The following is a 13,082-nucleotide window of genomic DNA, read 5'->3' as shown; positions in this document are numbered from 1 at the left end:
GAATCCGCCGTGGACCCAGTCCAGCACCGGGCCCGGCGGCGTCCAAGACGCAATCCGCTCTGAGAACAATCACGAGTCGTGATACATCGAGGTCAGGCGGCTGCGCGACGACGTGTCAGGTAGAGACCAGTCGCCCCGGGCGCGGCGTGCACCGGCGCCTACGCGCAGGTCCGACCGTTGAGCGTGAAGGCGGTCGGGGCGTGGTTGGCGCCCGTCCAGGTGCCGGTGAAGCCGAAGGACACGGCGGCGTGGGCCGGGACGGCCTCGTCGTAGGCGGCGGCGGTGGCGGTCACCTTCGCGCCGCTCTGGAGGGCGGTGGCGTCCCACACCAGGCCGATCCGCTGGCCGTCCGGGAACGCCCAGTCGACCCGCCATCCGTCGAGGGCCCCCTCGGTGGTGACGGTGACGGTGGCCTGGAAGCCGCCGGACCACTGGCTGACCAGGTCGTAGGCGATGCGGCAGGGGGCCGGCGAGGTCGCCGCGGGGGCCGGCGTGCCGCCGGGGCCGCGGGCGAGTGAGGAGAGGCCCCGGGACGGGGAGTCGGGGGTGCGCGAGGGGTGCGCGCGGCCGGCGTCGCGGCCGTCCGGGGAGGAGGGCGTGCGGGCCGGGGCGGAAGGGGCCGAAGGCGTGGACGTGGGCTCGGGCGCCGGGGAGGTGCCCGCGGTGGTGGGGCGGACTCCCGTACGACCGCTCCCCCGGGCGGTGTCCTCGCCGGACGTCCCGGTGCCGTCGGGTGCCGTGGTGTCGTCGGGCGCCGTGGTGTCGTCGCGGGTGGCGGCGGCGTCGTCCCGCGCGGCGAAGGAATCCGCGCCGGAGCCGCCGGGCACCATGAGCGACGCGCCCAGCGCCATCGCCGACAGCAGCAGGGCGGTGGCGAACATCCCGCCGCCGCGCAACCATCGTACGAGCCCCGGGCGTTCCGCCGGCCCGCCCTCGCCGGGGTCCGGGGCCCGCCCGGTACCGAGCCGCGCCTCGGCGGACCGCCGGCGCCGCTCCAGATAGTCGAGCCCGCCCCAGCCGATCACCTCGCAGGCCAGCACCGCGGCCGGCCCGCGATCCCCGGCCGCCGGAGCGTCACCCTGGGCGCGATGCCAGCCGTCCCGGAACAGCGCCCGGACCCGGTCGAGTTCGGCCCGCGCGGTGACCGGGTCCAGCCCCAGCCGGTGCGCCGCCGCGGGCAGCGGCAGGGACTCCACCTCGGCCAGCCACAGCAGCGCCGCGTCCGTCTCCCTCAGGTCACGCAGCGCGCGCAGGGCCGGCGGGTGGGCGCGGGGCGGGCCGGTGAGGCGGGAGGCCTCGGGGGAGGTCAGCCACTGGGGCAGACCGGGGGCGAGCAGGTGGCCCCGGCCCGCGGCCGACCAGGTGGCCGCGGTGGTGCGGACGGCCCCGAGCAGGACCGGGATGGTCGGCAGCCGGGCGGGGCGCCGGCCCGCACCGCGCACATGGGTGCGTCCGGCGGCGCGGACCTCGCGCATGCCGAGGGTGAACGCCTCGGTGGCCAGCCGGTGCGCGGTGGCGGAGCCGGAGGCGCACAGGGCGGCGTACGCGAGCACCGCGTCCCAGGCCTCCGAGAACAGCGCGGCCTCGGTGTCGTCCTGAGGGGTCGGCAGGTCGGGCATGGAACTCCTGCATCACGGGCGAGGTCAACTCGCCACAGGGACGACGGAGTTGGCGGAACCTCGCGGAACCGAGCCTTTCACGGGCCCGGCCCCGCCGACAAGCGGCCCGTGCGCGAGCGATCACGCACCGTAGCGACTCGGGGCCTGACCGGCTCCTACGCCTCGGCCGGCTCCCGCGCGGGCAGGCTGTCCATGAAGGAGCTGACCGAGAAGACCGCGCGGCCGGGTCCGGGCGGGCCGTAGCCGGGCGGGGAGGACAGCCCGAAGTCCTCCATGGTCTGGCGGTAGGCCTGGAGCAGCCGGATGTGGTACTCCAGCGGCGCGCCCTGCGGGTTGGCCTTGCCGAGCGGGGTGGTGGGCTCGGGGCACCAGGTGGTGAAGCGGGGCGTGATGCCGTGCGACATGAAGAAGCGCAGGCCCTCGGTCGTGGACGCGATCGCCTCGTCGACGGTGGTGAAGCCGAACGGCTCCGCCATCTCCACGCCCGCCACGAAGTTGGGGATCACATTGCGCGCGCCGAAGATCTCGGCCGAGTCCAGGATCCGCCTGTGCCACTCGTCGCGGCCGACGTAGCGCTCCTTGCCGGGGCAGTACAGCTCGAACAGCCGACGGTCCCACACCTCGAAGTTGGGGTGGTAGATCTGCACGCCGTAGTCCTTGAACCGCCGCACGTCGTCCTTGGGCAGCGCCTGGGCGACGACCTTGCCGATCCAGCGGCCCGGGAACCGCTCCTCGATGGCCTTGGCGTAGTGGCCGTAGAAGTCGGCCTCGTCGCGCCCGGCGACCGTCTTGGTGATGGCGCCGCCGGTGAGGGTGTAGGCGGTGGACGCCTTCTGGGTGTCGTACCGGTCGATGATCTCCAGGGCCTCAAGGATCTCCTCGACGTCCTTCACGCCCGTGTACGGCCGCCCCGCCGCCTTGTGCTGGCGCCAGTTGTGGTTGATGTCGCAGTACTGGCACTCCTCCTTGGCGCCGAAGTACTGGCAGACCCGGAAGACGGTCAGGTAGATGAGGTAGCCCCACTGGATGGTGGGGGCGACCTCCATCACCGACTTCCCGTTGGACAGGGTGTGCCGGTAGTACTCGGGCATCGGCGGCACGCCGACGTCGGCGATGCGCTTGCCGTCGAGGTAGAGACCGAGCACTCCCTCGTCGTCGGCGGCGACCCGGTAGGGGGAGGCGGGGTTCACCCGTACGGAGACGACCGTACGGCGCAGGTCGTACGGCCCGCCGGTGAGGATGATCTCCTCCGGGGGCCGGCGCAGCGCGGCCTCGCCCAGCTCGGGCAGGGTGCCGTGGTCGAAGGAGAAGATGAAGTACGACTTCGGCTTGACGTCCCCGCTCTCGTTGTCGCTGAGGGCGGATCTGTCGAAGGCGACTCCGCCCCGGAGCAGGTCCTCCTTGAAGACGGCTTCCCGCGGCACGTGCGGGAAGCGCTCCATCAGATCCTCGACCAGTGCGGTGCGAGTGCCCATCCGTATGTCTCCTCCCGGCTCAGGCGTACCGCCCAACCGTATGCCCCCGGCTCGGGCGGGACGGTGCCGGGTCCCGTGGGCGCGCCCGTGAGGGGCTCCTCAGGCCGTCCGGTCCAGCGTCGCGGGGTCGACCGCGTGCCGGAGCCGGCCGCCCGCCGCCAGCCGCGCGGCCTCCTCGACCACCGCCCGGCCGAGCCGGGCCACCTCGTTGCCCTGGGAGCCCGCCAGATGGGGGGTGAGGAACACGTTGGGCAGGTCGAACAGCGGGGAGTCGGCGGGCAGCGGTTCGGGGTCGGTGACGTCCAGGACGGCGCCGAGGCGCCCGGTGCGCAACTCCCCGACGAGCGCCTCGTGGTCGACGAGGGCGCCGCGCGCGGTGTTGACGAGCACCGCGCCGGTGGGCATCAGGGCCAGCTCGCGGGCACCGATCAGGTGCCGGGTCGCGGGGGTCTCCGGGGCGTGCAGGGTGACGACGTCGCTGGTGCGCAGCAGGTCGTCCAGGGGCAGCAGCGGCACCCCGAGGCGTGCGGCCTCCGGGGCGTCCAGGCAGGGGTCGCTGAGGGTGACGGCGAGGTCGTACGGGCGCAGCAGCGCGATCAGCCGACGGCCGACGCGGGAGGCGCCGACGACGCCCACGCGGCGGCCGTGGTTGCCGATGCCGGGGACGATCGCGCCGTACGGGAAGCCGCGGCGCTCGCGCAGTTCCTCGCGCAGGGCGAAGGCGTTCTTGCCGGTGAGCAGGATCATCGCGAGGGTGTACTCGGCCACGGGCAGGGCGTTGGCGTCGGCGGCCGAGGAGACGGCGATGCCGCGCCGCCACACCTCGGCGGTGGTGAACCCCTTGACCGAGCCGGCCGCGTGCAGCACGGCCCGCAGTCCCGGGGCGGCGTCCAGGGCGGCCGCGTCGAGGCGGGGGCAGCCCCAGCCGGTGACGAGGATCTCGGCGCGGGCGAGGGCCGCGCGCACCCGGGGCTCGGCGAAGTCGTGCGCCACCAGGGCGGGGTCGATGTCCAGGTGGGCGCGCAGGCGGGCGAGGAGGCCGGGCGGGAAGACGCACGGCACGTACTCGGCCGCCATGGCGAACACGGCCTGCGGGCGCTCGGGCAAGGACGGACCCTCCGGGCTCGGTGCGGCGCGGGCGGCAAGCGGTCTCTACCGTAGGTCGCGGCGGATGAGAGGGTCAACGGACCCACCGCCCCGGCGAAAGGAACGGCAGCATGAGGGAGACGGTGACCAACTGGGCCCGCACCATCACCTACGACGCGAAGGAGTACCAGCGCCCGCGGACACTCGACGCGCTGCGCGCCCTGGTGGCGGACGCGGCGAAGGTACGGGTCCTGGGCAGCGGGCACTCCTTCAACCGTGTCGCGGACCCCGGCCCGGCCGGGGTGCTGCTGTCGACCGCCGCCCTGCCGCCGGTGATCGAGGTGGACCAGGCCGCGCGGACGGTCCGGGTCTCGGGCGGGGTGCGCTACGCCGAGCTGGCCCGCGCGGTCCACGCCCACGGCCTCGCCGTGGCGAACATGGCCTCGCTGCCGCACATCTCGGTGGCCGGTTCGGTGGCGACCGGCACCCATGGCTCGGGCATGGCCAACCCTCCGCTGGCCTCGGCGGTGCGGGAGGTGGAGCTGGTGGTCGCGGACGGTACGACGGTGACGATCGCCCGGGGCGACGACCGCTTCGACGGAGCCGTGACCTCGCTGGGCGCGCTGGGCGTCGTCACCGCGCTCACCCTCGACCTTGAACCGGCGTTCGAGGTCGAGCAGCGGGTGTACACCGAACTGCCCCTGGCGGGGCTGGACTTCGAGGCGGTGGCCGGCTCCGCGTACAGCGTCAGCCTGTTCACGAACTGGCGGGAGCCGGGCTTCCGGCAGGTGTGGGTCAAGCGGCGCACCGACCAGCCGGCGGTGGACTTCCCGTGGGCGGCGCCGGCGGCGGAGCCCCTGCACCCGGTGCCGGGCATGCCCGCGGCCAACTGCACCGAGCAGCTGGGCGTTCCCGGGCCGTGGCACGAGCGGCTGCCGCATTTCCGGGCGGAGTTCACGCCCAGCAGCGGGGAGGAGATCCAGTCGGAGTACCTGGTGCCGCGCTCGGCGGCCGTCGACGCGCTGAACGCGGTCGACGGGATACGGGCGGGCGTCGCGGAGGTGCTCCAGACGTGCGAGGTGCGCACGATCGCCGCCGATCCGCAGTGGCTCAGCCCGGCGCACGCGCGGGACTCGGTGGCGCTGCACTTCACCTGGGTGCGGGACGAGGCGGCGGTCCTGCGGGTGGTGCGCGAACTGGAGGCGGCCCTGGAGCCGTTCGACCCGCGCCCGCACTGGGGGAAGGTGTTCGGCATGCCGCCGGCGGTGGTGCGGGGGCGCTACGCCCGCCTCGGCGACTTCCGGGCCCTGGCCCGCTCCCTCGACCCCGCGGGCAAGTTCACCAACGCGTTCGTCGCGGACGTGCTCGGCGCCTGACGACGTCCCGCGGGGCCCGGCCCCCTTGCCGGGCGCCGGGGCCCGCGCCTAGCCTCATGTGAGCATCCCTCCCACCTGACCCCCACTCTTCCGTCGTGTGTGGCACCAGATCGGAGACCGATGTCCGTCGCCTCCTCCTCCGGCTCCGAGTACGTCGAGGACGTCTCCCCCGGCTCCGGAACTCTGCCGCCCCGCGCCTGGTACGCGTCCTCGGACGCCACGTCCCTTTCCCTGAACGGCTCGTGGCGGTTCCGGCTGTCGCCGACGGCCGACGTCCGCTTCTTCGAGCAGGGGTGCGACGCCGACGCCTTCGTGAGGCAGGGGTACGACGCCGGCGGCTGGGCGGAGGTCACGGTCCCCGGCCACTGGGTCCTCCAGGGCCACGGCTCACCCGTCTACACCAACCACCGCTACCCGTTCCCGGTCGATCCGCCGCGGGTGCCGACCGAGAATCCGACCGGCGACCACCTGCGGGTCTTCGACCTGCCCGCGCACTGGCCCCGTGGCGACGGCGACGGGGCGGTGCTGCGGTTCGACGGGGTGGAGTCCTGCGCCCGGGTGTGGCTGAACGGCACGGAGCTGGGCACGTTCAAGGGGTCGCGACTCGCCCACGAGTTCGCGGTCGGGCCGCTGCTGAAGCCGGCCGGCAACGTGCTGGCCGTGCGGGTCCACCAGTGGTCGGCGGGCTCCTATCTGGAGGACCAGGACCAGTGGTGGCTGCCCGGCGTCTTCCGCGACGTGACCCTGCTGCACCGGCCGGCCGGCGCGGTAGGGGACTTCTTCGTGCACGCCTCGTACGACCACCGCACGGGCACCGGCACCCTGCGCGTCGACTCGGACGTGGACGGCAGGGTCACGGTGCCGGACCTCGGCATCGACGTGCCGACCGGGGAGCCGGTGACGGTGCCGGTCCGGCCGTGGTCGGCGGAGGTGCCGCGGCTGTACGACGGGGTGCTGGCCACCGGGGGCGAACGGGTGCCGCTGCGGATCGGCTTCCGCACGGTGGAGGTGGCGGACGGCCTGCTCACGGTGAACGGCAGGCCCGTGCTCTTCAAGGGCGTCAACCGGCACGAGTGGCATCCGGAGCGCGGCCGGGCACTGGACCTCGCGACCATGCGCGAGGACGTGCTGCTGATGAAGCGGCACAACATCAACGCCGTGCGCACCTCCCACTATCCGCCGCACCCGGCCTTCCTCGACCTGTGCGACGAGTACGGCCTGTGGGTCGTGGACGAGTGCGACCTGGAGACCCACGGTTTCACCGAACAGGGCTGGCGGGACAACCCCGTCGACGACGACCGCTGGACCCCCGCCCTGCTGGACCGCGCGGCCCGCATGGTCGAGCGGGACAAGAACCATCCGTCGATCGTCCTGTGGTCGCTGGGCAACGAGGCCGGCACGGGCCGGGGCCTGACCGCGATGGCCGAGTGGATCCGCGCGCGCGATCCCTCCCGCCCGCTGCACTACGAGGGCGACCACGACTGCCGTGACACGGACGTGTATTCACGGATGTACGCCGGTCACGAGGAGGTGGAGCGCATCGGCCGGGGCCTGGACGGAGGGCCCCGGAAGAGGCGGCGGCTCCCGTTCGTTCTCTGCGAGTACGCGCACGCCATGGGCAACGGCCCCGGCGGACTCGCCGACTACCAGCGGCTGTTCGCGTCGTACGAGCGGTTGCAGGGCGGGTTCGTCTGGGAGTGGATCGATCACGGCATCGCGCATCCGGAGCTGGGCTACGCCTACGGCGGCGACTTCGGGGAGGAACTGCACGACGGCAACTTCGTCTGCGACGGACTGCTCTTCCCGGACCGGCGTCCCTCCCCCGGTCTGGTCGAGTACCGCAAGGTGCTCGAACCGGTCGGCATCACGGGCGACGGCACGGACGGCACGGTCCGGGTGGCCAACGGGTACGACGTCGCCGACCTGTCGGCGCTCGCCTTCTCGTGGTCGTACCAGGTGGACGGGGCGACGGTGGCCTCCGGGCCCCTGCCGGTACCGGCGCTTGCGCCCGGCGCGTCGGCGGACGTGAAGCTGCCCGCGCCGCCTGCCGAGGCGCCGGACGGGGAGGCGCACTGGCTGATCCGGGCGGTGCTCGCGGCCGACGCGCCCTGGGCGGAGCGGGGTCATGTCGTGGCCTGGGGCCAGTTCCCGGCGACGGAACGGACCGTCGTCCGTGTCCCGGCGACCGCCCGACTCCGCGCCGGCGACCGTGTGTTCACCCTCGGCCCCGGCACGTTCGACGCGCGCACCGGCGCCCTGACGGCGGTCGGCGGCGTGGCCGTCGACGGGCCGCGGCTGGACGTGTGGCGGGCGCCCACCGACAACGACGGGGGCGCCGCCTGGCAGCACGATCCGCGCTGCGGCCCGCTGTGGCGCGGGCTCGGCCTGCACCGGATGCGGCACCGGCTGGACGCGGTGGAGGCGGATGGGTACGCGCTGACGGTCCGCACCCGGGTGGCGCCCGCGGCACGGGAGCTGGGCCTGTCGACGGTGTACCGCTGGACGTCGGACGGGGACCGGCTGCGGCTGGCCGTGAGCGTCGTGCCGGAGGGCGACTGGACGGTGCCGCTCCCCCGGCTCGGCGTCCGCCTCGGGCTGGCGGCGGCCACGACCGACCGTGTGCGCTGGTTCGGCGGCGGCCCCGGGGAGGCGTATCCGGACACCAGGTCGGCCGCCGTGGTGGGGTGCTGGGAGTCCACGGTGGCCGCGTTGCAGACGCCGTACGTCCGTCCGCAGGAGAACGGCGCCCGGATCGACGTCCGTTGGGCGGAGCTGGGCGGACTGCGCGTCGAGGGCGACCCGGTCTTCCTCCTGACGGCCCGCCGCTGGACCAGCGAGCAGTTGGACGCCGCCGCGCACCGGACCGACCTGGTGCCGGGCGACACGGTCTGGGTCGGCCTGGACCACGCCCAGCACGGCATCGGCTCCCAGTCGTGCGGGCCGGGGCCGCTGCCGCGCTACCGGCTGCGGGCGGAACCGGCGGAGTTCTCCTTCGTCTTCTCCGCCCGGCCGGGCGCCGCCTAATTCGCGTGCTTCGGAGCGGGGCGGGACGTACTGTCCGGCGGACAGGACGACCGACGCCCCGCGGCCGGCCGCGGGCGCCGGACCCGGAGAGGACGAGCGATGACCGAGACGGCACACGAGGGCCGCGACCACTACGACGTCACGGGCGAGGGGCCCGTGCTCCTGGTGCTGCCGGGCGGGGCCGGGCATCCGATGGGGTTGGGACCGCTGGTCGAGCGGCTCGCCACGCGGTTCACCGTGGTGACGTACGATCCGCTGGGGCTGGCCCATGGGCGGCTCGGTCTGCCGGTGCCCGAGCAGCGGGTGGCGGACTGGAGCGAGGGCGCCCACCGGGTGCTGGCGGCGGTGCTGCCCGAGGGCGGGTCGGCGCATGTGTTCGGAACCAGTTCGGGCGGGATCGCGGTGCTCGATCTGCTCGCACGGCATCCGGAGCGGCTGGCGCATGTGGTGGCGCACGAGCCGCCGTGCGTCACCGTGCTGCCGGACGGCGCCGAGCGGCGCGCCGAACTGCTCGGACAGCTGGACGGGCCGAAGCGGCCGCCCGCCGAGGGCGGGTCGGCGACTGCGATGGGGGTCTTCCTGGCGCGGGTGCTGCACCCGTTCACCGCGTACACGCCGCTCGCGGTGGAGGACCCGACCCGGCTGACGCTCGCCGCGGGCGCCGACTCGCAGGGCCAACTCCTCCACCGCACGACCGAGTTCCTGTCCGGACGGCTGGGCGGCGCGTTCGCGGAGTTCCCCGGCGGCCACCTGGGCGCGCTGGATCACCCGGTGGAGTTCGCGGACCTGCTGACCGAGACGCTGCGCTCCAGCGCGCGCACCTCGTCGTAGGAGGGCGTCGTGCCGCCCGGCGCCCGCCCCGCGGCGATGTCGGCCATCGCGTCCAGTGCCGCGCCGAGCGCCCTGCGGTAGAGCAGGGAGCCGAGGCTGATCCGGGCCACGCCCAGGTCGGCGAGGTGGGCAACGGTGGGTCCGGCGGGCGAGTGGAGGATGTTGAGGGGGGCGTCGAGCCGCCGCACGAGACCGGCGATGCGTGCGGGGTCGGTGAGGCCGGGCACGAACACGCCGTCGGCGCCCGCCTGCCGATAGGCGTCGAGGCGGCGGAGGGTGTCCCTCTCGTCGCCGTCCCCCGACCAGTACGTGTCGGTACGGGCGTTGACGAACATCCCCGGCACGGCGGCCTTGACGGCGGCGATCTTCGCGGCGAGCAGGCCGCTCGGCCCGAGCCCGTCCTCCAGGTTGACCCCGACCGCGCCGACGGTCCACAACTCCTGTGCCAGCCGGGCCACTTCCTCCGGGTCGTCGGCGAAGCCGCCCTCGGCGTCCACGGTCAGGTGATACGGCTCGGAACCGAGGGCCAGGGCGAGCCGCAGGGTGTGCTCCCGGGTGCGGGCCTCCCCGTCGGGCAGCCCGACGGCCGCCGCGACCGCGAGGCTCGACGTGGCGATCGCGGCGAAGCCCCGGGCGGCCAGCGCGGCGGCCGAGGCGTGGTCCCAGGCGTTGGGCAGGAGCAGCGGCTCACCGGGGCGGTGGTGGAGCGCGGCGAAGGAGGTTCCCGGGGATGACGGGTCTGCGGTCATGCGGCCACGCTAGTTCCGGATCGTTTCGGCGCGGGCCGAAACGTGCGGGCGCCCGCGAGGGGCGCTTCCCCGACCGGCCGCCCAGCCGCTGGACACCCGCCCCGCTCCCGCGCCGTCTGGACTAGCGTCACCGGCATGACCGGCAACGTCTCCGCCCCCGGCCTCGCCGCCGCCCTCGCCGCCGGGACGGTCGTCCTCGACGGCGGGCTGTCCAACCAGCTGGAATCCGCCGGGCACGACCTGAGCGACGCGCTGTGGTCCGCGCGGCTGCTCGCCGAACAACCGGAAGCGATCACCGAGGCGCACCTCGCCTACTACCTGGCGGGCGCGAGCGTGGCGATCACCGCCAGCTACCAGGCCACCTTCGAGGGCTTCGCCCGGCGCGGCATCGGCCACGCGGAGGCGGCGCGGCTGCTCGCGCTGAGCGTGGGGCTGGCCCGGGACGCGGCCCGGCGGGCCCGGGACGCGGGCGTGGGGCGCCCGTTGTGGGTGGCGGCCTCGGCCGGTCCGTACGGCGCGATGCTCGCGGACGGCTCCGAGTACCGCGGCCGCTACGGGCTCACCACCGGCGAGCTGGAGCGCTTCCACCGCCCCCGCCTCGAAGTCCTGGCCGCCGCCGCGCCGGACGCCCTGGCCCTGGAGACCGTCCCGGACACCGACGAGGCCGAGGCGTTGCTCCGGGCGGTACGCGGTCTGGGGGTCCCGGCCTGGCTGTCCTTCACGATCGACGGCCCCCGCACCCGCGCCGGCCAGCCCCTGGAGCGGGCCTTCGCCCTCGCGGCCGACGCCGACGAGATCATCGCGGTGGGGGTGAACTGCTGTGCCCCTCAGGACGTCGCCCCCGCCGTGGAGATCGCGGCCCGCGTCACCGGCAAGCCGGTCGTGGTCTACCCCAACAGCGGCGAGTCCTGGGACGCCGCGGCCCGCTCCTGGGACGGCCGTACGACCTTCGGCCCCGAGCAGGTCACGGCCTGGCGGGCACGGGGGGCACGGCTGATCGGGGGGTGCTGCCGGGTGGGCCCGGAGGGCATCGGGGCGATCGCGCGGGCGCTGGGGGCGGAACGGGGCTGACCGGCGGGCGGGGCCCGAGGGCCCGAGGACGTGCGGCAGGTCGAGGGCATCGGCGTTCGGTGAGCCGGCCGGGGCGCGAAGGCCGGGGTTCAGCGGCGCAGCGCCCCCACCGAGTGCCGCAGACGGCGCATGGCGGAGGCCAGCTCGGCGCCGGGGGCGCGGGGGACCGCGGTGGGGCGGGGCGGCGGGGTGCGCGGGGTGGTGGACCACAGGGCGTATTCCGCGTCGCGGGGGCCGTAGGCGGTGCGGGGGGCGCCGTCGCCGAAGACGCGGACGGGGTGCGCGGGGTTCCATGCCTCCCAGCCGGGGTCGCCGGTGGTCACGAACCGTACCCAGGCGCCGTGCATCGCGTCGCACAGCTCGTGCGGCGCGCCCTCCCCGGCCAGTTTCCGCGACTCCGGGATGTCCCCGGAGTCGAACACGAAGCCCAGCTCCAGGGCGTGGCAGGCGCCCAGGCCGGGGCGCAGGGAGGGCCAGGCGAACTCGTAGAGGTGGCTGGTGGCGGGGCGGGCGTCGGCGAGGCGGTGCAGCGGGACGCGCAGCATGTGGTCGGTGACCATCTGGCCGACGATCTCGGCGGCCCCCGCCCCGGGGCGCAGGGCGCGGTAGCCGCGCGGGATCTCGTGCCCCGCGCGGCAGCGGGCCATGGCCCCCGCGACGGCGACGGCGCCGAGCCGGTCGATGGGCTCCAGCAGTCCTCCGGGCACCAGCCACAGCCGGTACTCGTCCCGGGTCCAGCCCATCAGCAGGTCCACGTCCCGGGCGGTGTCGCCCTCGATCAGGGCCTTGAGCGGGTCGCGGGGCACGAGGTCGCCGTCCACGACGACGCCGAACGCCGGCCCGCCGAGCACCGGCCCGGACAGCCGGCCGACCTCGGCCTGGGTGCGCAGCAGCAGTTCGCGGTCGGTGGCGGCGAAGGCGGCGGCCGTCGCGGGGATCTTCAGGCGGGCGGCCATCCGGCGCACCATCCGCCGTACCTTGTCCCGCTCGCAGACCTCCGGCGGGCCGCTCTGGAGCACCGCGCGGCGGATCAGGCCGTCGGTGTGGGGGGAGGCGAGCAGGACGCCCGCGCTGATCGCGCCGGCCGACTGGCCGCCCAGGGTGATCCGGTCCGGGTCGCCCCCGAAGGCGCCGATCGCCTCGTGCACCCAGCGCAGCGCGGCGAGCTGGTCGCGCAGGCCGGGGTTGGGCGGCGCGTCCGGGAACAGTCCGTAGCCCTCGACGCCCAGCCGGTAGTTGACCGAGACGCAGACGACGCCGTCGCGGGCGAAGGTCCGGCCGTCGTAGACCGGCACGGCCGAGGAGCCCCTGGTCAGGGCGCCGCCGTGCAGCCACACCAGGACGGGGAGCCGGGCGCCGGGGGACGGGTCGGGCGTCCATATGTTGAGGTTGAGGCAGTCGTCGCCGGGGATCGAGGGGTCGGACAGGTACTGGGCGAACGCCTCGGAGTACGGCGGTTTCGGCGCGGTCGGCCCGAACTCCGCCGCGTCCCGCACCCCGTCCCAGGGCTCGGGCGGCTCGGGGGGCCGGAAGCGCCGGGGGCCGACGGGCGGGGCGGCGTAGGGGATGCCCCGGAACACGGCGACACCCCGCTCGTAGCGGCCGCGTACGGCGCCGTGCGGGGTTCGGACCACCGGGCCCGCCGGGTCTGCCGCCATCGCCCACCAGCCCTTCGCCGTCATGCACCTTTCATATGCAGAGCGCCGGGGGGCTTCGATGTATTCCGGTGCACGGACCTGCGTCCGCGCCGTTCGGCGGACCGGGGCGACCGCCTCCGGCGTGAGCCGGGACGACGAAGGCCGGGCGGCCTCCACGTGGAAGGTGCCCGGCCCTCGCCGCCCCGAGCACGCG

At 75.1% G+C, this 13,082-nt stretch carries 9 protein-coding genes; 4 read left to right on the top strand and 5 right to left on the bottom strand.

What is annotated here, in order from left to right; genetic code table 11:
• Positions 1 to 158 precede the first annotated feature (158 nt).
• From ACWDD7_RS03500 to ACWDD7_RS03490, 3 genes are all read right to left on the bottom strand, one after another.
• Positions 159 to 1,619: a cellulose binding domain-containing protein gene (locus ACWDD7_RS03500; protein WP_450456067.1), complete on the bottom strand. Its 1,461-nt coding sequence runs from the start codon at positions 1,617 to 1,619 to the stop codon at positions 159 to 161.
• Positions 1,620 to 1,774: 155 nt separating this feature from the next.
• Complete coding sequence (locus ACWDD7_RS03495) at positions 1,775 to 3,094, bottom strand: radical SAM protein (RefSeq protein ID WP_351866526.1); 1,320 nt, start codon at positions 3,092 to 3,094, stop codon at positions 1,775 to 1,777.
• A gap of 99 nt (positions 3,095 to 3,193) precedes the next feature.
• Positions 3,194 to 4,201, bottom strand: coding sequence for a hydroxyacid dehydrogenase (locus ACWDD7_RS03490; RefSeq protein ID WP_450456065.1), 1,008 nt, complete (start codon positions 4,199 to 4,201; stop codon positions 3,194 to 3,196).
• 110 nt (positions 4,202 to 4,311) lie between these two features.
• On the opposite strand from ACWDD7_RS03490, the gene ACWDD7_RS03485 reads away from it, so the two are divergent.
• The 3 genes from ACWDD7_RS03485 (at position 4,312) to ACWDD7_RS03475 (ending at position 9,411) form a co-directional block, all read left to right on the top strand.
• Positions 4,312 to 5,556: an FAD-binding protein gene (locus tag ACWDD7_RS03485; protein ID WP_450456063.1), complete on the top strand. Its 1,245-nt coding sequence runs from the start codon at positions 4,312 to 4,314 to the stop codon at positions 5,554 to 5,556.
• 120 nt (positions 5,557 to 5,676) lie between these two features.
• The gene (locus ACWDD7_RS03480) at positions 5,677 to 8,580 is read left to right on the top strand and encodes a glycoside hydrolase family 2 TIM barrel-domain containing protein (protein ID WP_450456061.1); all 2,904 of its coding nucleotides are present in this window, start codon (positions 5,677 to 5,679) and stop codon (positions 8,578 to 8,580) included.
• 99 nt (positions 8,581 to 8,679) lie between these two features.
• The gene (locus ACWDD7_RS03475; protein WP_450456060.1) at positions 8,680 to 9,411 is read left to right on the top strand and encodes an alpha/beta fold hydrolase; all 732 of its coding nucleotides are present in this window, start codon (positions 8,680 to 8,682) and stop codon (positions 9,409 to 9,411) included.
• On the opposite strand, the gene ACWDD7_RS03470 is transcribed toward ACWDD7_RS03475, so the two are convergent.
• Complete coding sequence (locus tag ACWDD7_RS03470) at positions 9,345 to 10,160, bottom strand: isocitrate lyase/PEP mutase family protein (protein ID WP_392211800.1); 816 nt, start codon at positions 10,158 to 10,160, stop codon at positions 9,345 to 9,347. The genes ACWDD7_RS03475 and ACWDD7_RS03470 overlap by 67 nt on opposite strands.
• A 135-nt stretch (positions 10,161 to 10,295) precedes the next feature.
• Between ACWDD7_RS03470 and mmuM the strand changes: the two genes are divergently transcribed.
• Positions 10,296 to 11,231, top strand: a complete 936-nt coding sequence (gene mmuM / locus ACWDD7_RS03465; RefSeq protein WP_351866514.1) for a homocysteine S-methyltransferase — start codon at positions 10,296 to 10,298, stop codon at positions 11,229 to 11,231.
• An 89-nt stretch (positions 11,232 to 11,320) separates the two neighbouring features.
• On the opposite strand, the gene ACWDD7_RS03460 is transcribed toward mmuM, so the two are convergent.
• A complete protein-coding gene (locus ACWDD7_RS03460) occupies positions 11,321 to 12,889 on the bottom strand; it encodes a carboxylesterase/lipase family protein (protein WP_450456351.1) in 1,569 nt (522 codons plus the stop codon).
• Positions 12,890 to 13,082 lie beyond the last annotated feature (193 nt).

The sequence above is a fragment of the Streptomyces sp. NPDC001056 genome, assembly GCF_053598955.1.
The sequence above is the reverse complement of the archived record's forward strand: the minus strand, read 5'-3'. Positions and strand labels throughout refer to the sequence as shown.